Origin of the sequence: Ideonella sp., assembly GCF_041918995.1 — a bacterium.
Taxonomy (GTDB): domain Bacteria; phylum Pseudomonadota; class Gammaproteobacteria; order Burkholderiales; family Burkholderiaceae_C; genus Ideonella.
The window spans coordinates 39,374-65,554 of record NZ_JAYRUN010000001.1 but is presented as its reverse complement, the minus strand read 5'-3'; the positions used below and the strand labels follow the sequence as shown (position 1 = coordinate 65,554).

The following is a 26,181-nucleotide window of genomic DNA, read 5'->3' as shown; positions in this document are numbered from 1 at the left end:
CCGGGCCGTGGCAAGCGCCGGGCCTGCAAACAGGGGGATGAGGGGCACGTGGATTGCCTCGGAGCGACCCGTGAATGAACCGGCCGCCTCCTTCGCCATGTCGCCCCCCGGCGCTGATGCGCCACCCCGTCCGGGCGGCTGCTTCCGCGGGTTCTGGATGGGCGGGTACGAGGGCGCGGACCATGTCAACCGGCACGGCGTGCCGCTCGACATGGCGGCGCTCACCGGCCATGTCGACCGCCTGGACGAGGACCATGCCGCCGCGCGTGCGGCCGGCCTGTCGGCCGTGCGCGAGAGCATCGGCTGGCGGCTGTCGGAGGTGGCGCCGGGGCGCTTCGACTTCGGCCGCGCGCAGGCGGTAGCGGCCTCGGCGCGGCGCCACGGCCTGCAGGTGCTGTGGACCTTCATGCACTACGGCACGCCGCCCGGCGTGGACCTGTTCGACGATGCCTTCGTCGCGCGTTTCGCCGCCTTTGCCGCGGCCGCCGCCCACGCACTGAAGCCCTGGCACGACAAGCAGGCCGAGCCGCCCGTCTACAACCTCATCAACGAGATCGGCTTCATCTCGTGGGTGGTGTCCAGCAGCGACCAGTTCCACCCCTACCGGCCGCCCGAAGATGGCGCGGGCAGCGAGGTCTCGGGCTACGCCGTGAAGCGCCGGCTGGTGCGCGCGGTGCTGGCGGGCATGCAGGCGGTGCGTGCCGTGGACCCGCGCGCCCGCTTCCTGCACGTGGAGCCCGTCATCCACACCGTGCCGCCGCCCGGCCGGCCCGAGCTGGCTCCCCTGGCCGAGCAGGTGGCCGGCTACCAGTGGCAGGTGTGGGACATGCTCGCCGGCCGCATGGACGCCGACCTGGGCGGTCACCCCGCGGCGCTGGACCTCATCGGCGTGAACCACTACCACAGCAGCCAGTGGGAGGTGGCCACCGAGAAGCGCCTGCGCTGGCACGAGATGGACCCGCGCCGCCGCCCGCCGGCCGAGCTGCTGGCCGACACCTGGCGCCGCTACGGGCGGCCGCTGATGGTGGCCGAGACCAGCCACATCGGCATCGGCCGCGCGCGCTGGCTGGGCGATCTCGCCGGCCAGGTGCGCCGCGCCCGCGGCATGGGCGTGCCGGTGCATGGCCTGTGTCTGTACCCCCTGGTCGACCGCCCCGACTGGGACGACCTCACCCACTGGCACCACAGCGGCCTGTGGGACGTGGACCCCCACGACCCCACCCGGCCGCGCCGCGTGTGCCGCCCCTATGCGCGTGCGCTGTCCGACTGGCAGCGCGCGTTCACCGACCCGACCCCCATTGCCCGCTCCACAGGAGATCCCATGCCCCACCTCATCGTGCTGTCCCACCTCCGTTGGGATTTCGTCTACCAGCGGCCGCAGCACCTGATGTCCCGCCTGGCCGCGCACTACCACGTGCTGTTCGTCGAGGAGCCGGTGCGCGGCGATGGCCCCGCGCGGCTGGTGGAACGCTCCGAAGGGCCGAACATCGACGTGCTGGTGCCGCACACGCCCGTGGAGGCGCCCGGCTTCCACGACGACCAGATCGCCGTGCTGTCGCCCCTGCTGGCCGAGCACCTGCGCACGCGCGGCATCACCGACACCATCGTGTGGTGCTACACGCCCATGGCGCTGCCGCTGGTGGGGCCGCTGCACCCGCGCATGGTGGTGTACGACTGCATGGACGAACTCTCGGCCTTCAAGCACGCGCCGCGGCAGCTGCAGCAGCGCGAGACCGCGCTGCTGAAGCTCGCCACGCTGGTGTTCACCGGCGGGCCCTCGCTGTACGAGGCCAAGCGCCAGCTGCACCCGCGCGTGCACTGCCTGCCCAGCGCGGTGGACGCGGCGCACTTCGCGCCCGCCCTGCGTGACGCGGGCAGCCCCGAGGCCGAGGCGGCCCGGCGCCTGCAGCAGCCCATCCAGCCGCCGCGGCTGGGCTTCTTCGGCGTCATCGACGAGCGGCTGGACCTGGCGCTGCTGGACACGCTGGCCGAGGCGCGGCCCGACTGGCAGATCGTCATGGTGGGGCCGGTGGTGAAGATCGACCCGGCCACGCTGCCGCGGCGCCCCAACATCCATTGGCTGGGCATGCAGCCCTACGAGCGCCTGCCGCACCTGATGGCCGACTGGGACATCTGCCTGATGCCCTTTGCGCTCAACGAGCACACCCGCTTCATCAGCCCGACCAAGACGCTGGAGTACATGGCCGGCGAGAAGCCCGTGGTGAGCACGGCGGTGCACGACGTGCGCTCGCTCTATGGTGACGTGGTGCGCGTGGCGGCCGATGCCACGCAGTTCGTCCAGGCCTGCGCCGAGCTGCTGGAGGAGGGCCCGCAGCAGCGCGCGGACCGCCTCAACGCGATGACCAGCGCCGTGTTCCGCGCCTCATGGGACAGCACGGCCAAGTGCATCCACGCGCTGATGCAGGAAGCGCTGCGCGACCAGCCGCAGCCGGCCGCGGCGCTGCGCGAGCTGGCGGGGCTGTCGGCGCAGCCGGGCGCGCCCGGCACCGCCACGCCGTTGCCGGTGCGCAGCAGCCGCCCGTCGCGGCGCACGCGCCAGCTGATCATCGGCGCCGGTCCCACCGGCCTGGCCGCGGCGCTCACGCTGGGCGAGCAGCCGGGCGCGCGGGCCGAGGACACGCTGGTCGTCGAGCGCGAGGACCGCGTGGGCGGCTGGTGCCGCTCCATCGTGCAGGACGGCTTCACCTTCGACCATGCCGGGCACATCATGTTCTCGGACGACCCCTACGTGCTGGCGCTGTACGGGCGGCTCCTGGGCGACAACGTGCACTGGCAGAACCGCGAGGCCTGGATCTGGAGCAAGGAGGTCTACACGCGCTATCCCTTCCAGGGCTCGCTGTACGGCCTGCCGCCGCAGGTGCTGAAGGAGTGCCTGGTGGGCGCCATCGAGGCGCGCTTCGGGCCGCTCAAGGGCAGCGGTTCGCCTGCGCCGAGCGCCCCGCCGGCGAACTTCGAGGAGTTCATCCACCGCGTCTGGGGCGCCGGCATCGCGAAGCACTTCGCCGTGCCCTACAACGAGAAGCTCTGGGCGGTGCCGCTGGCCGAGATGGAGACCAGCTGGCTGGGCGGCCGGGTGCCGCTGCCCGACCTGGAGCAGATGATCCAGGGCGCGCTGGAGCCCTCGCCGCCGCCCATGGGGCCGAACGCGCGCTTCGGCTACCCGCTGCGCGGCGGCTTCCAGGCGCTGATGGACGGCTTCCTGCCGCTGCTCAACGCCGAGCTGTCGCTGAAGTCCGGCGTGCTCCATGTGAGCCCGCGCCAGGGCACGGTGCGGCTGTCGGACGGGCGCCTGATCGGCTTCGACACGCTGGTCAGCACCATGCCGCTGCCGCAGCTGGTGCAGGCCTGCGGCGACGAGGCGCCGGCCGAGGTGCATGAGGCCGCGGCCGGCCTGCGCCACGTGGCCGTGCGCTGCGTCAACCTGGGCGTGCAGCTGCGGCCGGGCGAGCAGCGCCTGACCGACAAGCACTGGATCTACTACCCCGAGGACACGGTGTTCCACCGCATCTTCGTGCAGGGCAATGCCAGCCCGCACTGCAACGCCCCGGGCGGCTTTGCGCTGACCTGCGAGATCAGCCACGGCCCCGGCAAGCCGCTGCCCGTGGACGGGCCCGCCCTGATCGAGCGTGCCATCGCCGACTGCCGCCGCGTGGGCATCTTCGGCCCCGAGCACCGGGTGGTGAGCGCCGGCCAGGTGGACATGCCCTGCGCCTACGTGGTGTACGACCATGCCCGCGCCGAGCGCGTGGCGCTGATCCGCCAGTGGTTCGCGCAGTTCGGCGTGGTGCTGGCCGGGCGCTACAGCGAGTGGGCGTACTACAACTCGGACCACGCCTTCATCGCCGGCCGCAAGGCGGCCGAACAGGTGCTGGCCCAGCGCGCCGCGCAGCAGCCCGGTGTGCAACCCGCGCGGGCCAACGCATGATCATCGACGCGCACCTGCACACCACCGGCCGCGAGACCCCGGCCGACGTGCTGGCCAGCCTGGACGGCGCGCAGATCGACCTGGGCGTGCTGCTGGCGCCGTTCCTGAGCGAAGGCTATTCGCTCGACGACAGTGAATCCCTGGAGCGGGCCAACGCCTTCCTGGGCCGGCTGGTCAAGGGCCAGGGCGACCGGCTGGTGGGCTTTGCCGTGGTGGACCCGCGCGAGCCCGGCGCGCCCGACATGCTGCGACGCGCCGTGGAGCAGCACGGGCTGAAGGGCGTGAAGATGGTGCCCACGGGCTGGTACCCGCACGAGGACCGGGTGCAGCCCGTGTTCGCCGTGGCCAGCGAGCTGAAGCTGCCGGTGCTGTTCCACAGCGGCATCTTCATCGACGGCCGCTCCGGGCGCTTCTGCCGGCCGGCGTACTTCGAGGTGATGCGCGACCACCCGGGCGCCCGCGTCGCGCTGGCCCACTGCGGCTGGCCGTGGACGGACGAGGCGATCGCGGTGGCGCTGATCGACCGCATCCACGGGGTGCCGGAGGACCGCTGCGCCTTCCGGCTGGACATTTCCTTCGGGCCGCCGCCGCCGTACCGGCGCGAGCTGCTGGCGCGCGCGCTGGAGGTCATCGGCGCCGGGCTGCTGCAGTTCGGCAGCGACTGCTTCCTGCCGTGTTCGGCCGGGCACATCCGCGAGCGCATGGACTGGGTGCGGGCGCTGTTCGACGAGCTGCAGCTCGACGCCGACACCAGCCAGCGCATCTGGAGCGGCACGGCCTCGGCCTGGCTGGGCGACGCCTGCCCGCCGGCGCTGCGCGGCGGGCCGCCCCAGGCGGCGTCCCCGGTGCCGGCCCCGGACGAGAGGGGCGAGACGGGCGAAGGGGGCCAAGGGGGCGACCCCACGACGGCCCAGCCGCGCCCGGATGGGCGCGTGGGGCGTCAGGCCGAGCCGGCCTTCCATCCCTCCTGGCGCCATGGCGCCGGCTGGCTGCTGGGAGGGCGCGGATGGTCGCCGCTGTGCTGCTGAAGGCGCCGGGCGCCTCAGCCGAACTTCTCCAGCTGCAGGAAAGTGGTGGTGGTCGAGGCCTGGACGTAGTCGTTGGTCACGCCCATGTTCTTGGCCGCCACGTAGAGGCGCTCGCCGGCGAACAGCTCGGTCAGCGGCGTGCCCAGCACGTTCCACGCGTCCTCCGAGTCGCCCCGGTAGGCGGTGGTGGACTGGGCCATCACCTTCAGCGCGCCTTCGGGCACCTGGATCGCGCCCTTGGCGCGGGTGTTGTGCAGCACCACGCGCACGGTGTCGCGGGCGATCACCTGGGCGCGCACCTGCAGCGCCAGGGCGGCGTCGGTGCCGATGCGGTCGGGCGCCGCGGCGGCCAGCGCGGCCTGGGCCACGTCGCCCACCTCCACATGCTGGCCGGGCGTGGCCACCGTCACGTCGGTGTACACGTAGCCGCGGGCCGGCACCGACGGCGGCGCCCAGCTGCCGCTGTAGCGCGCGGTGACGGGGCTGTCGGAGCCGGAGGCGTCATAGGCGGCCAGGCGCTCGTCGCTGCCCAGCGGGCCGCCGGTGTCGCTGGCCGTCTTGCGGCGGATGGTGAACATGCGCAGGTCGATGTCCGTGCCTTCCTGGGCCTTCCAGTCCAGGCAGGTCAGCACGCGGTACAGGCCGGTCTGCTCGATGCGAACCATGCCGTCGGGCAGCAGGCTGCTGAAGGCCGCCTCCTCGAAACGCACCACGTCCATGGGGATCAGCGTCACGAAGTTGAGCTTCGGGATGAAGAAGTCGCGCGACAGCGAGTAGCGGTTGCGCGGGATGGCGTAGGCCGTGCCGGTGAGGCGGCGGGCGGCGGCGCCGGACGGCAGCCAGCCGGCGGCCAGGGCGGCAGCGCTGCCGGCCAGCAGGGCACGGCGGCGCAGGCGGGGCAGGGAGGTCATGGTCGGAGGGCCCTTCAGGTGGCGGGGCCGCGGCGCGGCCCTCGGGGGCGCCGCTTGTACACCCGGGTAGCCGCATGAAGCACTCCCCAGGTCATCTGGTGGTCATCGGCGGCGCCGAGGACCGGCACGGCGAGATGCCGGTGCTGCAGAAGGTGGTCGAGCTGTCGCCTCGCCAGCGCCCCGTGTTCGTGCTGACGGCGGCCACCGAAGACCCCGCCGGCATGTGGCATGTGTATGAAAAGGCCTTCGGCCAGCTGGGCGTGAAGCACGTGGAACCCCTGCACGTGGACACCCGCGAGCGGGCCAACGACGCCGACATCGCCGCCCGTGTGGCCAAGGCCGGCGCGGTGTTCATGACCGGCGGTGACCAGACGCGCCTGCTGGCCGCGCTCGGCGGCACGCGGCTGTGCGAGGCCATCCGCGACGCCTACGTGCAGCACGGCGCCTGCGTGGCGGGCACCAGCGCGGGGGCGTCCGCCATGTCCGAGCACGTGCTGGCCGCCATCCCGGCCAACCGCAGCCCGCTGGCCGTGGAGGTGAGCCTGATGGCCGGCCTGGGCCTGCTGCTCAGCGCGGCCGTGGACCAGCATTTCTCCGAGCGGGGGCGGCTGTCGCGCCTGCTGGCGGTGGTGGCGCACAACCCCAAGCTGGTGGGCGTCGGCATCGACGAGAACACCGCGCTGGTGGTCTCGCGCGGCGACGGCATCGAGGTCGTGGGCGCCGGCGCCGTCACCCTGGTGGACGGGCGCGACATGCGCACCGGCCTGGTGGGTGAATCGGGCGCCGAGGTGTTCCAGGCCACCGACGTGCGGGTGCACCTGCTGCCGTCGGGCTCGGGGCCGGTGCGGCCGGCGCTGGCCGGTGGGGGCTGGTCGCCCAACGTGCGCACGCTGGTGCGCCTGCTGTGCGCGAACGACGGGGTGGCACGCTCAGCCGCGCGGACTGACCGGCGGCGCCCCGGCGCTCAGCCGGCGTCGCGCCGGCACCAGCCGAAGACCAGCGTGTCGCGCGGCAGCGGGCCGAGCTGCGGCCGCACCGTGGCCATGCGCAGCAGGCCCTCGCGCTGCAGGCCCAGGCGGGCCAGCACCGCGGCCGAGCGGTGGTTCTCCGCGTCGGTGGTGGCCCAGATGCGCAGCACCGCCGGCTGGCGCTGCAGCCAGCCCACCAGCAGCTGGCCGGCCTCGGTGGCGATGCCGCGGCCCCACGCGGGGCGGGCCAGGAAGTAGCCCAGGTCCACGGCGTGGGCCTTGGGCCGCGCGGCGATGCAGCCCAGCAGCTCACCGCCGCCGCGCGGCTCGATGACCCAGTGGTGCTCCTGGCCGGCGGCCCAGCGCGCGGCGCAGCCGTCGAGGTAGGCCCGCGCGTCCGCCACGCTGCGGTGCGGCGGCCACTCGAGAAAGCGCATCACCTCGGCGTCCGCGGCGGCGCGGTGCACGCCCGGCGCGTCGTCGGGGGTGGAGCGGCGCAGCTGCACCCGGGCGCCGCTGATGAGCGACGGGGGCGCCAGGGGCGCACGGGCGGGCGTCACGGGGCGGCCGCCCGGTCCGGCGGCACGCCGGCGAGTGTGGACATGCGCACCTGCCCGATCCACCCGCGCGCGCGGCGGGCCAGCCGGTCGTCCGTGCCTTCGCCGTCGAAGTCCACGCCCACCCGGTCCAGCGCCGCGTCCGGCACGCCGTCCAGCGCGTTCACGCTGGCCACCGCGTAGGTGTGGCCGCCGATGGTGCTGGTGACCACCGGCACCACGCCGCAGCCCGTGCAGAGGTGGAAATCCGCGGTGCCGGTGCCGAAGCGGTAGGGCCGCACGGCGGTCGCATCGCGCACCGTCACGTCGAGCGTGGCGCCGGGATGGGCGGTCCACACCCCGCCATGCTTGCGGCAGAAGCTGCAGCCGCACACGCGGGCAGGCAGCCGCGGCGGGGCGTCGGGCCAGTCGAGGGTGAAACGGAGGTTGCCGCAGTGGCAGCTGCCATGGAAGCGCATGGCGGTATTCTGCGGCCATGATCACCGCCGACCAGTTCAACGAGCGCAGCCCGGGCCACCTGCCGGGGCTGCTGGGCATCCGCATCACCGCCGTGGCCCAGGGCAGCCTGCGCGCGGAGCTGCCCGTGCGCGCCGAGCTCATGGCGCCCAACGGCTTCCTGCACGCCGGCAGCGTCGTCACCCTGGCCGATACCGCCTGCGGCTACGGCTGCGTGGCCCACCTGCCCGAGGGCGCCAGCAGCTTCACCACCGTGGAGCTGAAGTCCAACCACCTGGGCACCACGCGCGACGGCACCGTGGACTGCGTGGCCACCGCCGTGCACCTGGGCCGCACCACCCAGGTGTGGGACGCGGTGGTCACGCACCGCGAGAGCGGCAAGACCCTGGCGTTGTTCCGCTGCACGCAGATGGTGCTGTACGCGAGGTGACGGACACGGGACTTCGACGGGCTCAGCCCGAACGGTGGCGGGGTCGAGTGCCCTCCGATCCCGTTCGCCCTGAGCCTGTCGAAGGGCCCCGTCACTTCACGCGCTGCTTCTCCAGCTTGCGCGCCAGCGTGCGGCGGTGCATGCCGAGCCGGCGGGCCGTCTCGCTGATGTTGAAGTTGGTCTCGGCCAGCGTCTCGTGGATGCGCTCCCACTCCAGCGTCTTGATCGAGGTGGTGCGGGCGGTGAGGTCCACGCCGGCGTCGCCTTCGGTGCGTTCGAAGGCGGCCTCGATGTCGTCCGTGTTGGCCGGCTTGGCCAGGTAGTGCCGGGCGCCGAGCTTGATGGCCTCCACCGCGGTGGCGATGCTGGCGTAGCCGGTGAGCACCACGATGTTCATGTCGGGGTCGTGCGCGTGCAGGTGCTGCACGCAGGCCAGGCCGGAGTCACCGCTGGCGAGCTTGAGGTCCACCACCGCATGGGTGGGGACATGCGTGGCCAGGCGCTGCTGCACCTCGGCCAGCTGGGCGGCCCGCACGACGGTGTAGCCGCGGCGCTCGAACGAGCGCGCCAGCGTTCGGGCGAAGGCCTCGTCGTCCTCGACGATGAGCAGCAGGCGGTCGGGGGTGTCGTCCATGGGCCAGGGGGGCGGCGCCGCGGCCGCGTTCATGCCCATTCTGGCCGCGCCAGCGCCGACAGCGGCAGCGTGAGGGTGACCTCGGCGCCGCCCAGCGCGCGGTTGGCCGCCACCAGGTGGCCGCCCAGGGTGCGGGCCACGTTGACGGCAAGGAACAGGCCCAGCCCGCTGCCGGGCCGGCCCTTGGTGGACTGGTAGGGCTTGCCGAAGCGCGCCAGCATCTCCGGCGCGAAGCCCGGGCCCTCGTCCAGCACGCGCAGCACGAGCTGCTCGTCCTCCGCCGCGGCGATGAGCGTGACCGGCCGGTCGGGCGCCGCCTCGAGCGCGTTGTCGAGGATGTTGTCTATCATCTGCTTCAGGGCCGCGTCGGACACGATGGCGAGCTCCGGCACGCCGTCGCGCCGGTAGTCCAGCCGCGTCACCGGGCGGGTGCGGCGCCAGTCGTCGGCCAGGTGGTCCAGGAACGCATGCAGCGTGGTGGCCGCCGGCGCCTCCGCGCGCGATTCGCCGGCCGACTGCAGGATGGCCGAGACGATGTGCTTGCAGCGCTGGATCTGCAGCTGCATCTCCTCGATCTCCTCGCGCAGCTCGGGCTCGGCGGCGAAGGGCGCCATGCGCGCCCAGTCGCCCAGGATCACCGACAGGGTGGCCAGCGGGGTACCCAGCTCGTGCGCGGCGCCGCTGGCCAGCAGGCCCATGCGCACGATGTGCTCCTCTTCGGCGGCGCGCTGGCGCAGGTCGGCCAGGCGTGCGTCGCGCTGGCGCAGGGTGCGGCCGATGCGCCCGATGAACACCACCAGCAGCCCGGCGTTGAGCAGGAAGCACAGCAGCAGGCCGCCGATGTACTGCGGCGGCAGGTTGGCGCTGGCCACCTCGGGCATGGCCAGCGGGCGATGCCATTGGGTGAGCCCCACGAAGCCCAGGCAGGTGAGCGCCACCGTGGCCCAGCGGTAGCGCGGGCGCAGCAGCACCGCGGCCACCGCCACCTGCAGCAGGTACAGGTAGATGAACGGGTTGGTGATGCCACCCGAGAAGAACAGCTGGCCGGTGAGCACCGCCACGTCCACCACCAGGCCCACGAACAGCTCGGCCTGGCGCACCGGCAGCGACAGCCGCGAGCGCGCCGCGCTCGCCAGGTTGAACGCCACCAGCATGCCCAGCAGCGTGAGCATCTCCACCAGGGGCAGCGGCACCTCGAGCATGAACTGCACGCCCAGGATGGTGACCAGCTGGCCCCCCGCGGCCAGCCAGCGCAGCTGGATGAGCTGCAGCAGGTGGGCCCGCCCGGCGGCGCGGTCGGGCTGGGCGGCGCGCGCCCCCGCGTCCGCCAGGCCGGGCAGGTCGCTCGCGTCGATCAGGCGGGAGGGGGCAGGGGCGTCGGTCACTTAGGCAGCCGGGGGCGGGCGGCGCAGGCGCCGCTCATCCACCACCACGTAGGCCAGCGCGCCCCACGCCATCAGCGCGAGCACGAACCACGTGGTGGCATAGACGCGGTGATTGTTGCTGAAGCGCAGCACCGTGAGCCCCGGCCGCGGCCACGCCGATTCCGTGCCGGGCGTGGCGCGCGCGTCGACGAAGTAGGGCGCCACCGGCTCCGGGCCCAGCTGCCGGGCGGCGGCGATCGCGGCGACATCCCGCGAATACCAGCGGTCGGTCTCGGGCGCATTGCTGCGCAGCAGGGCGCCGCCGGCCTCGCTGAAGCGCAGCAGGCCCTCCACCACCACCTCGGCCTCGGGGTGCAGGGGGGCACGCGTGTCGGGGGCGCGACGGGCCGGCGGCACGAACCCGCGGTTGACCAGCAGCCAGTGGCCGGCGGACGTGCGCAGCGGCGTCAGCACCCAGTAGCCACTGCCCAGCGCCGTGGTGGCGGCCACCAGCGTCTCGCGGCCATGGTCGAAGCGGCCGCTGGCGCGCACCGGGCGGTACTCGTCGGTCGCCCGCTGCAGGGCGCCCCAGTCGGCGCGGCCGGGGGCATCCCCCGCGGGGGCCGCCACCTGGCGTTCCACCTGCTCGATGAGCGCTTCCTTCCAGGCCAGGCGCTGCACCTGCCACAGGCCCAGGCCCAGGCACACCGCGCCCGCCAGGCCGGCCCCGGCCAGCAGCGCGGCCAGCGCGCCGCGCGAGCGGGGGGCGCGGCCGTCCATGGTCAGGGCATGTTGCGCAGCGTGTGCGCGTCCGGCGGCATCATGTTGGTGTTCAGGTGGTACATCACCCAGATGGAGCCGGCCAGCAGGATGACCACCAGGATCACCGTGAAGCCCAGCGCCAGCAGCGACCAGCCGCCCTCGGCCTTGGCGTCCATGTGCAGGAAGTACACCATGTGCACCACCATCTGCACCGCCGCGAAGGCGAGGATGACGAAGGCGGTCACCTGGGGCGAGGCGATCACCTTGCCCATCACCAGCCAGAAGGGGATGGCGGTGAGGACGACCGACAGCACGAAGCCGATGACGTAGCCCTTGACGCTGGCGTGGTAGCCGAGGTCGTCGTGGGCGTGGTCGTCATGGACGGCGGGGTGGGCTTCGACAGCCTCGGCCCGAGCGGAAGAAGGGTGGCTCATCACAGCACTCCCATCAGGTACACGAAGGTGAAGACGGCGATCCAGACCACGTCCAGGAAGTGCCAGAACATCGACAGGCACACCAGGCGGCGCTTGTTCGCGTGGATGAGCCCGTGGCGGCTGACCTGCACCATCAGCGTGGCCAGCCAGACGGTGCCGAAGGCCACGTGCAGGCCGTGCGTGCCCACGAGCGTGAAGAAGCTCGACAGGAACGCGCTGCGCTGCGGCGTGGCGCCCTCGTGGATGAGGTGCGCGAACTCGTACAGCTCGATGCCCAGGAAGCCCAGGCCCAGCAGGCCGGTGAGCGCCAGCCAGCCCAGCACGCCGGCCTGGTGGCCGCGCAGCATGGCGATCATGGCGAAGCCGTAGGTGATGGACGACAGCAGCAGCAGCGCGGTGTTGACGGCCACCAGCTCGAGGTCGAACAGGTCGGCGCCCGAGGGGCCGGCGGCGTAGTTGCGCCCGAGCACGGCGAACACGGCGAACAGCACCGCGAAGATGAGCAGGTCGCTCATCAGGTAGAGCCAGAAGCCCAGCAGCGTGCCGTTCTGTGGGTGGTGGTCGCCGCTGTCGTAGAACACCGGCAGCGCGGTGGCCGGCGAGGTGAGGGGGATGGAGCTCATCGCGAAGGTCGGAAGAAGGTCTTTAGCGGGCGGTCGCGGCCGAGGCCAGGGCGGCCTCCAGGTCGCGTGTGCGGGCCGCCTCGGTGCGGCTCACCTCGTCGGCCGGGATGTGGAAGTCGCGCCGGTAGTTGAAGGTGTGCACGATGGCGGCGGCCACGGTGAGCGCGAAGGTGAGCCCGGCCGGGATCCACATGCGCCACACCAGCGCGAAGCCGCAGGCCGTGGCCAGCATGGCGATGACGAAGCCGGCCGCCGTGTTCTTCGGCATGTGGATGGGCTTGAAGCCCTGCAGCGGGCGCTGGTGGCCGCGCTGCTTCATGTCGTACCAGGCGTCGTTGTCGTGCACCACCGGCGTGAAGGCGAAGTTGTAGTCCGGCGGCGGGCTGGCCGTGGACCACTCCAGCGTGCGGCCGTCCCAGGGGTCGCCGGTCACGTCGCGCAGGGCACGGCGGTTCTTCACCGTCACGGCGATCTGGATCAGGAAGCACGCGATGCCGAAGGCGATGAGCACGGCGCCCACGGCGGCGATCTGGAACCAGATCTGCAGCGAGGGGTCGTCGAAGTGGCTCATGCGGCGGGTCACGCCCATCAGGCCCAGCACGTACAGCGGCGCGAAGGCGACCCAGAAGCCGACCAGCCAGAACCAGAACGAGCACTTGCCCCAGAACGGGTCCAGCTTGACGCCGAAGGCCTTGGGGAACCAGTAGTTGATGCCGGCGAAGACGCCGAACACCACGCCGCCGATGATCACGTTGTGGAAGTGGGCGATGAGGAACAGGCTGTTGTGCAGCACGAAGTCCGCCGCCGGCACGGCCAGCAGCACGCCGGTCATGCCGCCGATCACGAAGGTGACCATGAAGCCCACCGTCCACAGCATGGGCACGTCGAAGCGGATGCGCCCGCGGTACATCGTGAACAGCCAGTTGAAGATCTTCGCCCCCGTGGGGATGGAGATGATCATGGTGGTGATCCCGAAGAACGAGTTCACGCTGGCACCCGAGCCCATGGTGAAGAAGTGGTGCAGCCACACCAGGTACGACAGGATGGTGATGACCACCGTGGCGTAGACCATGGACGCGTAGCCGAACAGTCGCTTGCGGCTGTAGGTGGACACCACCTCCGAGAAGATGCCGAACACCGGCAGCACCAGGATGTAGACCTCGGGGTGGCCCCAGATCCAGATCAGGTTCACGTAGAGCATGGGGTTGCCGCCCATGTCGTTGGTGAAGAAGTTGGTGCCGAGGTAGCGGTCGGCCGTCAGCAGCGCCAGCGTGGCGGCCAGCACCGGGAAGGTGGCCACGATGAGCACGTTGGTGCACAGCGAGGTCCAGGTGAACACCGGCATCTTCATCAGCGTCATGCCCGGCGCCCGCATCTTCACGATGGTGGCGATCAGGTTGATGCCTGAGAGCGTGGTGCCTATGCCCGCCACCTGCAGCGCCCACAGGTAGTAGTCCATGCCCACATCGGGGCTGGCGAGGATGCCCGACAGCGGCGGGTAGGCCAGCCAGCCGGTCTTGGCGAACTCGCCGATGAACAGCGACACCATGATGAGCACGGCGCCGCCCGTGGTCATCCAGAAGCTGAAGTTGTTCAGGAACGGGAAGGCCACGTCGCGCGCGCCGATCTGCAGCGGCACCACGTAGTTCATGAAGCCCGTGACGAAGGGCATCGCCACGAAGAAGATCATGATCACGCCGTGGGCGGTGAAGATCTGGTCGTAGTGGTGCGGCGGCAGGAAGCCGGCCTGGTCACCGAAGGCGATGGCCTGCTGCGCGCGCATCATCAGCGCGTCGGCGAAGCCGCGCAGCAGCATCACCACCCCCAGCACCATGTACATGATGCCGATCTTCTTGTGGTCGATGCTGCAGATCCAGTCGCGCCACAGCGGGCCCCACAGGCGGTACTTCGACAGGCCGGCCATGAGCACCAGGGCACCCGCCATGACGGCGGCGAAGGTGCCGATCAGGATCGGCTCGTGCAGGGGCACGGCCTCCCACGAGAGGCGGCCGAGCAGGAGGGATTGGAGGTCGGAGGACATGGGTCGCTGAGGGGGATCGCTCGAGGTGTCTCGCGGGGGATCGCCCGGCTCACTGCCGGGACAGCGCGGCGGGCAGCTCGCCGGTGGGGTTGTCGGGCGTGCACAGCGCGGCGGCCACCACCGGGCGGCTCACCGCGGGGTCGTCGCCCCAGGGGCGTGTTTCGGTGCCCGGGATGCCGGCCTTGCCCAGGCCGCCGGCCGCGTCGATGGCCATCATCTGGTGCATGCACATGCGGCTGGCATCCACGCAGCGGTTCACCACCAGGCCGAACAGCTCGGGCTCCACGCGGGCGTAGCGGCGCACCGGCTCGCGGTGGCTGGGCTGCTCCAGCGCCAGGTAGGCCGCGCGGTCCAGCGTGCCGCCTTGCGTGCGGTTGCTGGCCACCCAGCGGTCGAAGTCGCCCTCGGCCAGGCCCAGGAAGCGAAAGCGCATGTGCGAGAAGCCCTCACCGCTGTAGTTGGCGGACAGGCCTTCCCATTCACCCGCGCGGTTGATCACCGCATGCAGCTTGGTCTCCATGCCCGGCATGGCGTAGATCATTCCGGCCATGGCGGGCACGTAGAACGCGTTCATCACGTTCGACGCCGTGATGCGGAACTGCACCGGCCGGTCCACGGGCGTGGCCAGCTCGTTCACGGTGGCGATGCCCTGCTCGGGGTAGACGAACAGCCACTTCCAGTCGAGCGCCACGACCTCCACCACCAACGGCTTCACGTCGGCCGGCACGGGGCGCTGCGCGTCGATGCGCTCCAGCGGGCGCCAGGGGTCGAGCTTGTGCGTGCTGATCCAGGTGATGGCGCCCAGCGCGATGATGATCAGCAGCGGCGCGCCCCAGATCACCAGCTCCAGCCGGGTGGAGTGGTCCCAGTCGGGCGTGTAGGGGGCGTCGGCGTTCGACTGGCGGTACTTCCAGGCGAAGAACAGCGTCAGGAAGATCACCGGCACGATGATCAGCAACATCAGCACGGTGGCCGTGACGATGAGGTCGGCCTGCTGCACGGCGATGTCGCCGTGCGGCTTCATGACGATGGTGTCGCAGCCGGCCAGTGCCGTGAGCGCCGTCAGCGCCACGGGGGCCAGCACGCGTCTTGCCCAAGGGGCGGGGTGTCGTGAGGAGTCCATCAGGAAGAACGATGACCGGGTGAACGAGCGCACGGGAAAACCTGGGTTGCGCATCGGGCCGGAATGTATCTTCATTGACACAAGTCAACGATTGGACAATTTGTCCCAGCCCCAGTGCCTACCGCCGTCATGACCTCTGCCGCCGCGCCTGCCTACAATCGCGCCCCCCCGTCGGCCCCCCACGCTGCCGACCCCCGCCAGGACGCTGCCAGCGTGGCGCCCGCGGACATCGCGGTGGGGGTGGTCATCGGTCGGGCCTCGGAGTACTTCGACTTCTTCGTCTACGGGATCGCCTCGGTCCTGGTCTTTCCGGCGGTCTTCTTTCCCTTTGCCGATCGCCTGCAGGGCACTCTGTATGCCTTCGCGGTCTTCGCCCTCGCCTTCGTGGTGCGACCGGTCGGCACGCTGGCCGGCATGGCGCTGCAGCGCCGCTTCGGGCGCGGCACCAAGCTCACGGCGGCGCTGTTCCTGCTGGGCAGCTCCACGGTGGGCATCGCGCTGTTGCCGTCCTTCGCCACGGCGGGCCAGTGGGCCATCGCGCTGCTGGTGGCCTTCCGCATCGGCCAGGGCCTGGCCACCGGCGGCTCCTGGGACGGCCTGCCCTCGCTGCTGGCGCTGAATGCGCCCGAGCACAAGCGTGGCTGGTACGCCATGCTCGGCCAGCTGGGCGCGCCGCTGGGCTTCGCGGTGGCCTGCGGCCTGTTCGCCTACCTCTGGGGCAGCCTGGCCACCGAGGACTTCCTCAGCTGGGGCTGGCGCTACCCCTTCTTCGCCGCCTTCGCCATCAACGTGGTGGCGCTGTTCGCGCGGCTGCGGCTGGTGGTCACCCACGAGTACGAGCGCCAGCTGGAGGCGCACGAGCTGGAGCCCTGCGACGTGGGCGAGCTGGCCCGCCAGCAGGGCCACAACGTGGTGATCGGCGCGTTCGCCGCGCTGGCCAGCTATGCGCTGTTCCACATCGTCACGGTCTTCCCGCTGTCGTGGGTGGCGCTGCACTCCGAGCAGGCCATCGGCCAGTTCCTCAGCGTGCAGCTGCTGGGTGCGGTGCTGGCGGCGCTGGCCATGCCCATCTCGGGCCGCCTGGCCGACCGATTCGGCCGGCGCCACACGCTGGGCTCGCTGGCGGTGGCCATCGGCGTGTTCAGCGTGGTGACGCCCTGGCTGCTGGGCGGCGGGCCGACCGGCGAGAACGCGTTCATCCTCATCGGCTTCGTCCTGCTGGGCCTGTCCTACGGCCAGGCCGCCGGCTCGGTGACCGCGAACTTCCTGCCGCACTTCCGCTACACCGGCGCGGCGCTCACGGCGGACCTGGCCTGGCTGATCGGCGCCGCCTTCGCCCCGCTGGTGGCGCTGGGCCTGTCCGCCCGGTTCGGGCTGGGGGCGGTGAGCCTGTACCTGCTCTCCGGCGCGGTGGCCACCTTGCTCACCCTGCGCGTCAACCGGGCGCTCTCGGCCGCGGTGCGCGACTGACCCGCGGCGGGGGCAGGCACACCGCTTGCCCCGTGGGCTCTTCCGACCGTGGCCCCGAGACCACGGTTCCACCACGAGGAGGAGCCATGACCGATCACCGCCGGACCACCCTGGCCCTGCTGGCCGAGGGCGGCGACGATTTCCTGCGCGACTGGATCGCCGAAGCCGGCGGTGCCGGCGCCGACCCCGCGGCGGACGGCCAGCGGGCCCGCGAAGCCCGCACCCTGCTGGCGGCGCTGCGCTCCGCCGTGCAGGGCGGCGCGCGCAGCGACAGCCTGGACGATGCCGCCTGGCTGCCGGCGCGGCAGGCGCTGGCCAGCCTGTCCGGCGCCCGGGCGGCGGCGGGCGAATCGGCCGCCGACACCAGCCGCTTCGTGCTGGCGCTCAAGCGGCCGCTGTTCAACAGCATCCTGCGCCGCCACGGCGACGACCCCGCCGGCCTGTCCGAGGCGCTGTGGTCGGCCACCACCCTGGTGGACCGCCTGGCGCAGTTCACCGTCAGCACCTTCCAGCAGGCGCGCGAGGACATCATCCGCCGCCAGCAGGACGAATTGCTGGAGCTGTCCACGCCGGTGGTCAAGCTCTGGGACGGCGTGCTCGCCGTGCCGATGATCGGCACCCTGGATTCGGCGCGCACCTCGCTGGTCATGGAAACCTTGCTGCAACGCATCGTGGAGACCGGCGCCGAGCTGGCCATCATCGACATCACCGGCGTGCCCACGGTGGACACCCTGGTGGCCCAGCACCTGCTGAAGACGGTGAGCGCCATCCGCCTGATGGGCGCGGACTGCATCATCAGCGGCATCCGCCCGCAGATCGCCCAGACCATCGTCCACCTGGGCATCGAGCTGGAGGGCATCATGACCAAGGCCACCCTGGCCGACGCCCTGGCCCTGGCCCTCAAGCGCACCGGCCACAGCGTCAGCCGGGCGCGCACCTGAGGCGGGGCGATCCATGGAGCGCATCCCGATCCTGCGCATGGGCCGCTGCCTGCTGGTCACCATCCAGGTGGACCTGCAGGACGACACCGCCCTGCGCCTGCAGGATGACCTGGCCGCCGCCATCGAGACCCACGGTGCGCGCGGCGTGCTGATCGACATCTCTGCGGTGGAGATGGTCGATTCCTTCATCGGCCGCATGCTGGCCACCATCGCCGCCATTGCCCGGGTGCTGGATGCCACCACCGTGGTGGTGGGCATGCAGCCGGCCGTGGCGATCACGCTGGTGGAGCTGGGACTGTCGCTGGGCGGCGTGCGCACCGCGCTCGACGTGGAGCGCGGCATGCGCCTGCTGCAGCAGGCCGGCGTGCTGGCCGATGCGATGGAGGGCCCCGCCGATGTGGCCGCCGAGTGAGTCCACGGCCGATGCCGGGCGCCTGCCGCTGCGCAGCGAGCAGGACATCGTCGCCGGGCGCCAGCATGTGCGCAAGCTCGCCCAGCAGATGCGCTTTTCGCTGGTGGACCAGACCAAGATCGTCACCGCCGCCAGCGAGCTGGCGCGCAACGCGGTGGTCTATGGCGGCGGCGGCGAGCTGCGCTGGCAGGTGCGGCGCGACGGCGCGCGCGAGGGGCTGCAGCTGGAGTTCGAGGACCGCGGGCCGGGCATCCCCGACCTGGAACTGGCCATGACCGACGGCTGGACCTCCGGCCAGGGCCTGGGCATGGGCCTGTCGGGCAGCAAGCGCCTGGTGCACGACTTCGAGATCCGGACCGGGCGCGGCGAAGGCACCTGCGTCACGGTGTGCCGATGGAAGTGAGCCGCCCCCGCTGCCCGCACCGCGTGATCGCGGTGCAGGAGGCCACCCAGGTGGGCCAGGCCCGGCGCGCGGCCATGCAGCTCGCCCACGAGCTCGGCTTCGACGAGACGGCGGCCGGCCGCGTGGGCCTGGCGGCCACCGAGCTGGGCACCAACCTGGTCAAGCATGCACGCGGTGGCCGCCTGATGCTGGCCGCGGTGGACGGGGCGGGCGCCGACGACGGCGAGGCCCTGGTCGAGCTGATCTCGGTGGACGACGGCCCGGGCATCGCCGACCTGCCGCGCGCCCTGGCGGACGGTTTCTCCACCGCCGGCACCCTGGGCGGCGGCCTCGGGGCGGTGCGCCGCCTGGCGCGCTGCTTCGACGCCTACAGCCGGCCGGGTGCAGGCAGCGTGTTCCTGGCGCGGCTGGGCGCGCGCAGCGGCCCGGCCGGGGCTGCGGGCGACGCCGCTGCGCACCGCCAGATGGGCGCGGTGATGGTGTGCGCGCCGGGCGAATCGGTGTGCGGCGACGGCTGGGCCGTGGGCTGGGCAGACGACGACGTGTCCGTGCTGGTCGCCGATGGCCTGGGGCACGGCCCGGGCGCCGCGCAGGCGGCCGAGGCCGCCGTGGACGCCTTCGCGCGCGGGCCCGCCGGCGCGGCCGATGCGCTGGTGGAGCGCCTGCACGCGGCGCTGGGCGGCACACGAGGAGCCGCCGTGGCGGTGGCCCGCGTGCCCGGCCCCGGCGGGGCCCTGGCGTATGCGGGGGCCGGCAACATCTGCGGCCGGTTGTTCCACGGCCTGCGCGACCAGTCGCTGCCCAGCCAGCCCGGCACCGCCGGCTTCGCCCTGCGCCGCGTGCGCGGGGCCGTGTACGACTGCGTGCGGCCGGCCCTGCTGGTGATGCACAGCGATGGGGTCACCACGCGCTGGTCGTTGCCCGAGGACCGTGGCCTGCTGGCGCGCCATCCCTCGCTGCTGGCCGCCTGGCTGTGCGCGCGCCACGCGCGCGGCAACGACGACGCCACCGTGGTGGCGGTGCGCCTGGCCGGGGATCCGGCGGAGGCCGCTTCATGAGTGCACCGCCGCCCACCGGCGCCGCCCCCGCCACCCTGGACGAGGCCCTGCAGCGGCTCGCCGCCCGCGAGCACGAGCTGCAGGCCCTGCAGGGCGAGCTCGACGAGACCAACCGCGGCGTGCTGGCGCTGTACGCCGAGCTGGACGTGCAGGCCGACGAGCTGCGCCGGGCCACCGAGCTCAAGAGCCGGTTCCTGGCCTACATGAGCCACGAGTTCCGCACGCCCATCGGCGCCATCCGCAGCATCGCCCGCCTGCTGGCCGACCGCGTGGACGGGCCGCTGACCGACGAACAGGCGCGCCAGGTGCGCTTCATCCAGGAGACCGCCGCCGAGTTCAACGACATGGTGGACGACCTGCTGGACCTCGCCAGGGTGGAGGCCGGCCGCGTCGAGATCTCGCCCGGCTGGTTCGAGCTGGTGGACCTGTTCTCGGCCCTGCGCGGCATGTTCAAGCCCATCCTCACCAACCCGAACGTGGTGCTGGTGTTCGACGAGCCGCAGGGCGTGCCCCAGCTGTTCAGCGACGACCGCAAGCTGGCGCAGATCCTGCGCAACTTCATCTCCAACGCGCTGAAGTTCACGGCGCGCGGCGAGGTGCGGGTGTCGGCTTGCCGCGAGGACGACATGCAGGTGCGCTTCTCGGTGAGCGACACCGGCATCGGCATCGACCCGGCCTACCACGGTGCCATCTTCCAGGACTTCGTGCAGGTGGATTCGCCCATCCAGAAGCGCCTGCGCGGCAGCGGGCTGGGCCTGTCGCTCAGCAAGCGACTGGCCGAGCTGCTGGGCGGCACGGTGTCGCTGGACAGCCGCCTGGGCGAAGGCTCCACCTTCCATGTGATCCTGCCGCTGCGGCTGCCCGTGCCGGGGGGCAGCGAGGGAGAGACCGCATGAACGGCGACACGGCGCCCGGCGCCGAGGCGGCGCTGACCCGCATGGTGCACGGGCCGGTGCTGGTGGTGGACGACAACCCCGCCACCCGCTACGCCACCACCCGCGTGCTGCGCGCGGCCGGCCTGCAGACACTGGAGGCCGCCACCGGCCTGGAGGCGCTGGAGATCGCCTCGGCCGACGTCGCCGCCGTGGTGCTGGACGTGAATCTGCCCGACATGGACGGCTTCGAGGTCTGCCGCCGGCTGCGCGAGCAGCCCGCCACCGCGCGCGTGCCGGTGATCCACCTGTCGGCCACCTATGTGCGCGACGAACACAAGCTGCGGGGGCTGAACGCGGGCGCCGACGCCTACATGACGCACCCGGCCGAGCCGGCCCTGCTGGTGGCCACCGTGCTGGCCCTGGTGCGGGCTCGCACCGCGGAAGACGCCATGCGCCGCAGCGAGGCGCGGCTGCGCGCCATCTTCGACCACGCCCAGAGCGGCATCTGCCTGCTGGACGAGGCGGGCCAGGTGGTCGAGGCCAACCCGGCGCTGCTGGCGCTGCTGCAGCGCGACGCGGCCGAGGTGATCGGCCGGCCCGTGGAGGCGTTCGCGCCGCCCGGGCGGGGCGCCGGGCTCGCCGCCTTCCTGCGGCAGGGCAATGGCGAGGTGCGGCGCGCCGAGTTCCCGCTGCTGACCGCCACCGGCCGCCTGGTGGAGCTGGAGTGGAGCCTCTCGCGGCACGTCGAGCCCGGCATGCAGCTGGCGATGCTGCACGACATCTCCGAGCGGCTGACCCTGGCTGCGCAGCGTGAGCAGCTGCTCGAGCGCGAGCAGGCCGCGCGCGGCGTGGCCGAGCACCTGAGCCGCACGAAGGACGAGTTCGTCGCCGTGCTCTCGCACGAGCTGCGCACGCCACTGAACGCCATCCTCAACTGGGCGCAGGTGCTGCAGCGGCGGGGCGACGACGCCGCGCAGCGCCAGCGCGGGCTGCAGGCCATCGTGCGCAGCGCCACGACGCAGTCGCGCCTGATCGCCGACCTGCTCGACGCGTCCCGACTGGGCATGGGCAAGCTGCGGCTGCAGCGCGCCGAGGTGGACGTCGAGGCCGCGGCGGCCGAGGCCATCGAGGCCCTGGCCGTGCCGGCCGGGGACAAGGACGTGCAGGTGGTGCTGCAGGCCGACGCGGGGCTGCCCCGGCTGCATGCCGACCCGGCGCGGCTGCAGCAGATCATCTGGAACCTGCTGTCCAACGCCATCAAGTTCTCCGAGCGCGGTGGCACGGTGCGGCTGGGGCTGCAGGCGGTGAACGACACGCTGGAGATCGTGGTGCAGGACGCCGGGCGCGGCATCGAGCCGGACTTCCTGCCCTTCCTGTTCGACCGTTTCACCCAGGGCGATGCGGCCAGCAACCGGCTGCACGGCGGACTGGGGCTGGGCCTGGCCATCGTGCAGCGGCTGGTGGCCATGCACGGGGGCACGGTGCGCGGCCACAGCGCGGGCCCGGGCCAGGGGGCGACCTTCGTGGTGGCCCTGCCGCTGCACGACACGGGGGCGGCGGCCGAGACCGACCTGCCCGTCAGCACGCCCATGCCGCTGGACGGCGTGGCGGACCTCGGCGGCGTGCAGGTGCTGGTGGTGGAGGACGACACCGAATCACGCGACATGCTGCTGCTGATCCTGCGCGACCATGGGGCGCAGGTGCGCGGTGCGGCCAGCCACGCCGAGGCCATGCAGGCCTGGGCCGACGCGCGCCCGCAGGTGCTGGTGAGCGACATCGGCCTGCCCGGCCAGGACGGCTACGACCTCATCCGCGACCTGCGCGCCGCCGAAGGCGCCACCGGAGCGCGCGTGCCCGCCATCGCCCTGACGGCCTTCGCCCGCCCCAAGGACCGCGCCAACGCGCTGCAGGCCGGCTACGACGCCCACGTGGCCAAGCCGCTGCAGCCGGCCGAGCTGATCAACACCATCGCCCGGCTGGTGCGGCCGGGCCCCTGAGCGGGGTCAGGCGAGGACCAGCCGGAACGCCGCGTTCCAGTCGGCCACGAAGCGGTCGATGGGGAAGCGTTCCTCGGCGGTGCGGCGGCCCGCCTCGCCCAGCTCGCGCGCGCGGCCGGGGTCGGCGATGAGTTGCTGCATCTCGTCGATCAGGCGGTCGAGCCGGGTGTCGATCAGGCCGTTGCGGCCGTTGTCGATGACCGTGACGAGTTCGGTGGTGGCCAGGCCCACCACCGGCGTGCCCACCATCATGGCCTCGATGATGGCCAGGCCCAGGCTGGTGTAGCGGATGGGGTTGAAGAAGAAGCGGTGCTGGGCGACGCGGCCGGGCAGGGCGTCGTTGGCCACCTCGCCCTCGCCACCGCAGCGCTCGCTGCCCATGCCCACCAGGTGCAGCGGCACACGGCGCTGGGCGTGGCGGAAGATGTCGTAGCCCAGGCGGCGGCCGCGCTTGTCGATGTTGTTCACCACCACGATGCCGCTGGCGCGCTCGCCGGTGTGGCGGGCCGGCGCGAGCAGCTTCACGCCGTGCTCGACCACGCGGGTGATCACCTGTCCGCTGTTCCACATGAGCGCGTTGAAGGGCGTCACGTGCACCAGCAGCACCTCGGGGTCGTCCATCCAGTGCACCGTGTCGCTGGGGTGCACCTGCGGCGGGTCGTGCTCCAGGTAGATGCGCGGGCCGCGGCGCTGGGCGGCGCTCAGCAGCTTGTGCTGCTCCGTGGTCCACGCATCCCGGGACTGGAACAGCACGATGTCGAAATCGGTGTCGCGCACGGCATGGGCCGACACCTCGTGCACGTTGGGGCCCCAGGGCAGGGTGCCGCTGCGGCCCGTGTGGTGCACCGAGCGCGCCTCGTCGGTGACGAGGTAGAAGTCGTGCGGTACCTGGGTCAGGTAGTACAGGTAGTTGCCGTGCACATGCCAGGTCAGGATGCGCAGGCGGCGGCCCGGGTCGCGCAGGAGGTTCATAGGAAGAGCACCCTGAAATGCCAGGCGCCGCGCAGGCGCCAGTAGACCGAGAGGAAGGGGATGAGCGCCGAGGTGGCCAGCATCTCCAGCGCATGGCGCGGCGAACGGTCGGTGTGGCGCAGCCGCCGCCCGGCCAGCGCCAGCACCAGCGCCGCCGCGCCGCCCAGCGCGCCCGCCGCCGCTCCGGGCCGGCCGGCCCATGCCAGCACCGGCGCCGCCACGGTGAGCGCCACCACGAGGTAGTAGTCCCAGGGCGGCACCGGGCGGATGCGCTGGCGGTACAGGCGCGGGTGCTTCTTGAACAGCAGCGCGTCGAAGAAGGTGTTGCGCTGCTGGCGCAGGCACACGCCCCAGGGCTCGGCACGCACCGGGTGCACCACGCGCGCCTGGGTGGCGCGGCCCACGGGGCCGGCCTGCTGCATGAGGCGGAACTGCAGGTCGGAGTCCTCGCGCCAGGCGCGCCGGAAGCGTTCGTCGAAGCCGCCGATGCGCTCGAGCGCCGAGCGCCGGACAAAGGCGTTCGCGGTGACGAACTCGGCGCTCGCCAGGCCGAGCGTCATCAGTTCGTGGTCGCTGGGTGGACGGCCCGGGTCGGGCAGGGGCACGTCCACGGTGCCGGATGCCGCCGACCAGTCGGGATGGGCACGCAGCGCCGCCTCGCCGGCGGCCACCCACACCGGGTCGGGAAGGGTGTCGTCGTCGGTGAAGGCGACGATCTCGCCCTGTGCCGCGCGCCAGCCCGTGTTGCGCGCCACGGCCGGGCCCCGGCCGGGGGCGGAGCGCAGGTAGCGCAGGGCCGGGGCGCCGCGCTCGGCGGCCAGCCGCCGCACGAAGTCGCGCACCTCGTCCTCGTGGCCGTCGTCCACCACGATCACCTCGTAGTCGGCGGCGGGCAGGCCCTGCTGGGCCAGCAGCGGTTCCAGGCAGCGGCGCAGCAGGGGCAGCCGGCGGTAGGTGGGCACGACGACCGAGACCCTCATGGCTGGCCCGACGGCTGCTTCTCGAGGATGAACGGCCCGATCACCAGTACGTCCAGCGGCGTGCCGTAGAAGGCCTCCACCGCATCCAGCGGCGTGCACACGATGGGCTCGCCGCGCATGTTGAACGAGGTGTTCACCAGCACGGGCACGCCGGTGCGGCGGGCGAAGGCCTGCAGCAGCGCATGGAAGCGCGGGTTGCTCTCGTGCTCCACCGTCTGCACGCGCGCGCTGTGGTCGGTGTGGCAGGCACTCGGGATGCGCTGCGCCTGGCCGGGCAGGGCGTCGTAGACGAAGAGCATGAAGGGGCTGCGGCCCTCGTTGGCGTCGGCCGGCGCGAACCAGCGGCTGAATTCCTCCACCGGGATGGCCGGTGCGACGGGCCGGAAGTCCTCGCGGTCCTTCAGCGCATTGAGCCGCACCTGCATGTGCGGGTCGATGGGCGAGGCGAGGATGGAGCGGGCGCCCAGGGCGCGCGGCCCGAACTCCATGCGGCCCTGGAACCACCCCACGATGCGGTCCTGCGCGAGCAGCTCGGCCGTCTCGGCCGCCAGGTCCTCGGCGCGCCGGTAGCGCAGCTTGTTGGCCTTGAGCAGCTCCTCGATCTCGTCGTCCGCGTAGCCGGGGCCCCAGTAGGCGTGCTCCATGCTCCAGTGGCGCTCGCCCAGCGCGCCGTCGGGGGCGCCGCGTTCACGCGCGTCGGTCCACAGCGCGGCGCCGAGCGCGGTGCCCGCGTCGCCGGCGGCGGGCTGCACCCAGATGCCGTCGAAGATGGCGGCGTCGCGCAGCCGCGCGTTCATCACGCAGTTCAGCGCCACGCCGCCGGCCATGGCCAGGTGGCGCTCGCCGCTGGCCTCGCGCAGCCAGCGCGCCAGCTGCATCACCTTCTCCTCCAGCACGTCCTGCAGCGAGGCGGCCAGGTCCAGGTGGTGCTCCTCCAGCGCGCTGCCGGGCACGCGCGCCGGCCCGGCCAGGGCGGCCAGGTCGACGCGGTCCACCTCGAAGCGGCCGCCGTCGCGCACGCGCACGTGCTCGGCCAGCGCGCCGCGGAAGCGTGGCGTGCCCAGGGCCGCCAGGGCCATCACCTTGTACTCGTCGCTGCTGTGCAGGAAGCCCAGGTGCGCCGTGATGCGCTCGTACAGCATGCCCAGCGAGTGCGGCATGCGCACCTCGCCCAGCGGCTCGTAGCGCGGGCTGCGCCAGGCGCCGTAGGTGGTGGTGGCGTGCTCCCCGCGGCCATCCAGCGTCATCACCGCGCAGCGCTCGTAGGGGGCCGCCAGGAAGGCGCTGGCCTGGTGGCACAGGTGGTGCGCGACGAAATGCCAGCGCCAGGTGGGATCGCTCGGCGAGATGCCGGCCAGGCGCTTCTTCAGGTGGTGCGGCGCGCCCGAGGCGAGCTGCCGCGGGGCGTTGATCATGTAGGCCGCGAACAGCGGGTCCCACGGGCTCTCCCACGGCCCGGCGGTGTGGGCCGAGGGCTCCAGCGGCAGGCTGATGCGCGCGGCCTCGGTCAGCGAGGCGGGCAGGCGGCCGTCGATGAAGAGCTCGGGGTCGTAGCTGTAGGCCACGTGGTCCACCTCGCGCAGGTGGATGCCGGCCTCGCGCAGGCAGAAATCGATGGCATGGAAGGGCAGCTCCCAGGCGCTGAAGGGCACCGGGCGCTTGCCGTGCTTGATGCGCGTGAAGCGTTCCTCCTCCGCGGCGGCGACCAGGCGGCCGTCCACCACCAGGGCAGCGGCCGAGTCATGGAAGGCGGCGTTGATGCCGAGCGTGATCATCGGTGGGGGCTCCCTTCGGCG

At 72.6% G+C, this 26,181-nt stretch carries 23 protein-coding genes and 1 pseudogene; 11 read left to right on the top strand and 13 right to left on the bottom strand.

What is annotated here, in order from left to right:
- Positions 1-70: 70 nt before the first annotated feature.
- Both ACE3UN_RS00335 and ACE3UN_RS00330 read left to right on the top strand, forming a co-directional pair.
- Entirely contained in the window at positions 71-3,946 is a 3,876-nt protein-coding gene (locus ACE3UN_RS00335) for an FAD-dependent oxidoreductase (protein ID WP_374672907.1), read from the top strand.
- Positions 3,943-4,974 carry an amidohydrolase family protein gene (locus tag ACE3UN_RS00330; protein ID WP_374672906.1) on the top strand — a complete coding sequence of 344 codons (1,032 nt, stop codon included), beginning with the start codon at positions 3,943-3,945 and terminating at the stop codon, positions 4,972-4,974. The genes ACE3UN_RS00335 and ACE3UN_RS00330 overlap by 4 nt, the downstream gene beginning before the upstream one ends.
- A 14-nt stretch (positions 4,975-4,988) precedes the next feature.
- Here ACE3UN_RS00330 and ACE3UN_RS00325 read toward each other — a convergent pair whose 3' ends face one another.
- Positions 4,989-5,885 (bottom strand): hypothetical protein, encoded by an 897-nt coding sequence (locus tag ACE3UN_RS00325; protein WP_374672905.1) that lies wholly within the window; start codon positions 5,883-5,885, stop codon positions 4,989-4,991.
- Positions 5,886-5,959: 74 nt separating this feature from the next.
- Between ACE3UN_RS00325 and ACE3UN_RS00320 the strand changes: the two are divergent.
- Positions 5,960-6,706, top strand: a pseudogene (locus ACE3UN_RS00320) (cyanophycinase); the annotation flags it as partial.
- Positions 6,707-6,849: 143 nt separating this feature from the next.
- On the opposite strand, the gene ACE3UN_RS00315 reads toward ACE3UN_RS00320, so the two are convergent.
- Together ACE3UN_RS00315 and ACE3UN_RS00310 are read right to left on the bottom strand one after the other, a co-directional pair.
- Entirely contained in the window at positions 6,850-7,413 is a 564-nt protein-coding gene (locus ACE3UN_RS00315) for a GNAT family N-acetyltransferase (protein ID WP_374672904.1), read from the bottom strand.
- Positions 7,410-7,868 (bottom strand): GFA family protein, encoded by a 459-nt coding sequence (locus ACE3UN_RS00310; protein WP_374672903.1) that lies wholly within the window; start codon positions 7,866-7,868, stop codon positions 7,410-7,412. The genes ACE3UN_RS00315 and ACE3UN_RS00310 overlap by 4 nt, the downstream gene beginning before the upstream one ends.
- A 17-nt stretch (positions 7,869-7,885) precedes the next feature.
- Here ACE3UN_RS00310 and ACE3UN_RS00305 point away from each other — a divergent pair, with 17 nt between their 5' ends.
- On the top strand, positions 7,886-8,296 hold the full coding sequence (locus tag ACE3UN_RS00305; RefSeq protein WP_374672902.1) for a PaaI family thioesterase: 411 nt from the start codon (positions 7,886-7,888) through the stop codon (positions 8,294-8,296).
- Between the two features lie 91 nt (positions 8,297-8,387).
- Here ACE3UN_RS00305 and ACE3UN_RS00300 read toward each other — a convergent pair whose 3' ends face one another.
- Genes ACE3UN_RS00300 through cyoA form a run of 7 tightly spaced genes read right to left on the bottom strand, consistent with a single transcriptional unit; the run spans position 8,388 to position 15,277 of the window.
- Entirely contained in the window at positions 8,388-8,930 is a 543-nt protein-coding gene (locus ACE3UN_RS00300; protein ID WP_374672901.1) for a response regulator transcription factor, read from the bottom strand.
- 29 nt (positions 8,931-8,959) lie between these two features.
- Entirely contained in the window at positions 8,960-10,315 is a 1,356-nt protein-coding gene (locus tag ACE3UN_RS00295) for an ATP-binding protein (RefSeq protein ID WP_374672900.1), read from the bottom strand.
- Positions 10,316-11,074 (bottom strand): SURF1 family protein, encoded by a 759-nt coding sequence (locus ACE3UN_RS00290; protein ID WP_374672899.1) that lies wholly within the window; start codon positions 11,072-11,074, stop codon positions 10,316-10,318.
- A gap of 2 nt (positions 11,075-11,076) precedes the next feature.
- The gene (cyoD, locus tag ACE3UN_RS00285) at positions 11,077-11,490 is read right to left on the bottom strand and encodes a cytochrome o ubiquinol oxidase subunit IV (protein WP_374672898.1); all 414 of its coding nucleotides are present in this window, start codon (positions 11,488-11,490) and stop codon (positions 11,077-11,079) included.
- A complete protein-coding gene (cyoC, locus tag ACE3UN_RS00280; protein WP_374672897.1) occupies positions 11,490-12,113 on the bottom strand; it encodes a cytochrome o ubiquinol oxidase subunit III in 624 nt (207 codons plus the stop codon). Before cyoC ends, cyoD begins: the two co-directional genes overlap by 1 nt.
- A gap of 22 nt (positions 12,114-12,135) precedes the next feature.
- Positions 12,136-14,154 (bottom strand): cytochrome o ubiquinol oxidase subunit I, encoded by a 2,019-nt coding sequence (gene cyoB, locus ACE3UN_RS00275; RefSeq protein WP_374672896.1) that lies wholly within the window; start codon positions 14,152-14,154, stop codon positions 12,136-12,138.
- 49 nt (positions 14,155-14,203) lie between these two features.
- Positions 14,204-15,277: a ubiquinol oxidase subunit II gene (gene cyoA, locus ACE3UN_RS00270; protein ID WP_374672895.1), complete on the bottom strand. Its 1,074-nt coding sequence runs from the start codon at positions 15,275-15,277 to the stop codon at positions 14,204-14,206.
- Positions 15,278-15,406: 129 nt separating this feature from the next.
- On the opposite strand from cyoA, the gene ACE3UN_RS00265 reads away from it, so the two are divergent.
- From ACE3UN_RS00265 to ACE3UN_RS00235, 7 genes are all read left to right on the top strand, one after another.
- Positions 15,407-16,747: an MFS transporter gene (locus tag ACE3UN_RS00265; RefSeq protein ID WP_374672894.1), complete on the top strand. Its 1,341-nt coding sequence runs from the start codon at positions 15,407-15,409 to the stop codon at positions 16,745-16,747.
- A gap of 86 nt (positions 16,748-16,833) precedes the next feature.
- Complete coding sequence (locus tag ACE3UN_RS00260; RefSeq protein ID WP_374672893.1) at positions 16,834-17,688, top strand: STAS domain-containing protein; 855 nt, start codon at positions 16,834-16,836, stop codon at positions 17,686-17,688.
- A gap of 13 nt (positions 17,689-17,701) precedes the next feature.
- Positions 17,702-18,100, top strand: coding sequence for an STAS domain-containing protein (locus tag ACE3UN_RS00255; RefSeq protein WP_374672892.1), 399 nt, complete (start codon positions 17,702-17,704; stop codon positions 18,098-18,100).
- On the top strand, positions 18,084-18,503 hold the full coding sequence (locus ACE3UN_RS00250) for an anti-sigma regulatory factor (RefSeq protein ID WP_374672891.1): 420 nt from the start codon (positions 18,084-18,086) through the stop codon (positions 18,501-18,503). The genes ACE3UN_RS00255 and ACE3UN_RS00250 overlap by 17 nt, the downstream gene beginning before the upstream one ends.
- The gene (locus ACE3UN_RS00245; protein WP_374672890.1) at positions 18,494-19,561 is read left to right on the top strand and encodes an ATP-binding protein; all 1,068 of its coding nucleotides are present in this window, start codon (positions 18,494-18,496) and stop codon (positions 19,559-19,561) included. Before ACE3UN_RS00250 ends, ACE3UN_RS00245 begins: the two co-directional genes overlap by 10 nt.
- Positions 19,558-20,457, top strand: a complete 900-nt coding sequence (locus ACE3UN_RS00240) for a sensor histidine kinase (RefSeq protein ID WP_374672889.1) — start codon at positions 19,558-19,560, stop codon at positions 20,455-20,457. Before ACE3UN_RS00245 ends, ACE3UN_RS00240 begins: the two co-directional genes overlap by 4 nt.
- A complete protein-coding gene (locus tag ACE3UN_RS00235; protein ID WP_374672888.1) occupies positions 20,454-22,433 on the top strand; it encodes a response regulator in 1,980 nt (659 codons plus the stop codon). The genes ACE3UN_RS00240 and ACE3UN_RS00235 overlap by 4 nt, the downstream gene beginning before the upstream one ends.
- Positions 22,434-22,439: 6 nt before the next feature.
- Here the strand turns inward: ACE3UN_RS00235 and ACE3UN_RS00230 are convergent, their stop codons facing one another.
- Genes ACE3UN_RS00230 through ACE3UN_RS00220 form a run of 3 tightly spaced genes read right to left on the bottom strand, consistent with a single transcriptional unit; the run spans position 22,440 to position 26,160 of the window.
- Complete coding sequence (locus tag ACE3UN_RS00230) at positions 22,440-23,405, bottom strand: glycosyltransferase family 4 protein (protein WP_374672887.1); 966 nt, start codon at positions 23,403-23,405, stop codon at positions 22,440-22,442.
- Entirely contained in the window at positions 23,402-24,385 is a 984-nt protein-coding gene (locus ACE3UN_RS00225) for a glycosyltransferase family 2 protein (protein ID WP_374672886.1), read from the bottom strand. The genes ACE3UN_RS00230 and ACE3UN_RS00225 overlap by 4 nt, the downstream gene beginning before the upstream one ends.
- A complete protein-coding gene (locus tag ACE3UN_RS00220; RefSeq protein WP_374672885.1) occupies positions 24,382-26,160 on the bottom strand; it encodes a carbamoyltransferase in 1,779 nt (592 codons plus the stop codon). Before ACE3UN_RS00220 ends, ACE3UN_RS00225 begins: the two co-directional genes overlap by 4 nt.
- Positions 26,161-26,181: the final 21 nt, after the last annotated feature.

Excerpts from the sequence above, each read along its gene's own strand:
- ACE3UN_RS00330 (WP_374672906.1), top strand. The coding sequence starts at position 3,943 with ATGATCATCGACGCGCACCTGCACACCACCGGCCGCGAGACCCCGGCC.
- ACE3UN_RS00325 (WP_374672905.1), bottom strand. The coding sequence starts at position 5,885 with ATGACCTCCCTGCCCCGCCTGCGCCGCCGTGCCCTGCTGGCCGGCAGC.
- ACE3UN_RS00310 (WP_374672903.1), bottom strand. The coding sequence starts at position 7,868 with ATGCGCTTCCATGGCAGCTGCCACTGCGGCAACCTCCGTTTCACCCTC.
- ACE3UN_RS00305 (WP_374672902.1), top strand. The coding sequence starts at position 7,886 with ATGATCACCGCCGACCAGTTCAACGAGCGCAGCCCGGGCCACCTGCCG.
- ACE3UN_RS00300 (WP_374672901.1), bottom strand. The coding sequence starts at position 8,930 with ATGGACGACACCCCCGACCGCCTGCTGCTCATCGTCGAGGACGACGAG.
- ACE3UN_RS00290 (WP_374672899.1), bottom strand. The coding sequence starts at position 11,074 with ATGGACGGCCGCGCCCCCCGCTCGCGCGGCGCGCTGGCCGCGCTGCTG.
- cyoD (WP_374672898.1), bottom strand. The coding sequence starts at position 11,490 with ATGAGCCACCCTTCTTCCGCTCGGGCCGAGGCTGTCGAAGCCCACCCC.
- cyoC (WP_374672897.1), bottom strand. The coding sequence starts at position 12,113 with ATGAGCTCCATCCCCCTCACCTCGCCGGCCACCGCGCTGCCGGTGTTC.
- cyoB (WP_374672896.1), bottom strand. The coding sequence starts at position 14,154 with ATGTCCTCCGACCTCCAATCCCTCCTGCTCGGCCGCCTCTCGTGGGAG.
- cyoA (WP_374672895.1), bottom strand. The coding sequence starts at position 15,277 with ATGGACTCCTCACGACACCCCGCCCCTTGGGCAAGACGCGTGCTGGCC.
- ACE3UN_RS00265 (WP_374672894.1), top strand. The coding sequence starts at position 15,407 with ATGACCTCTGCCGCCGCGCCTGCCTACAATCGCGCCCCCCCGTCGGCC.
- ACE3UN_RS00260 (WP_374672893.1), top strand. The coding sequence starts at position 16,834 with ATGACCGATCACCGCCGGACCACCCTGGCCCTGCTGGCCGAGGGCGGC.
- ACE3UN_RS00255 (WP_374672892.1), top strand. The coding sequence starts at position 17,702 with ATGGAGCGCATCCCGATCCTGCGCATGGGCCGCTGCCTGCTGGTCACC.
- ACE3UN_RS00250 (WP_374672891.1), top strand. The coding sequence starts at position 18,084 with ATGTGGCCGCCGAGTGAGTCCACGGCCGATGCCGGGCGCCTGCCGCTG.
- ACE3UN_RS00245 (WP_374672890.1), top strand. The coding sequence starts at position 18,494 with ATGGAAGTGAGCCGCCCCCGCTGCCCGCACCGCGTGATCGCGGTGCAG.
- ACE3UN_RS00240 (WP_374672889.1), top strand. The coding sequence starts at position 19,558 with ATGAGTGCACCGCCGCCCACCGGCGCCGCCCCCGCCACCCTGGACGAG.
- ACE3UN_RS00235 (WP_374672888.1), top strand. The coding sequence starts at position 20,454 with ATGAACGGCGACACGGCGCCCGGCGCCGAGGCGGCGCTGACCCGCATG.
- ACE3UN_RS00230 (WP_374672887.1), bottom strand. The coding sequence starts at position 23,405 with ATGAACCTCCTGCGCGACCCGGGCCGCCGCCTGCGCATCCTGACCTGG.
- ACE3UN_RS00225 (WP_374672886.1), bottom strand. The coding sequence starts at position 24,385 with ATGAGGGTCTCGGTCGTCGTGCCCACCTACCGCCGGCTGCCCCTGCTG.
- ACE3UN_RS00220 (WP_374672885.1), bottom strand. The coding sequence starts at position 26,160 with ATGATCACGCTCGGCATCAACGCCGCCTTCCATGACTCGGCCGCTGCC.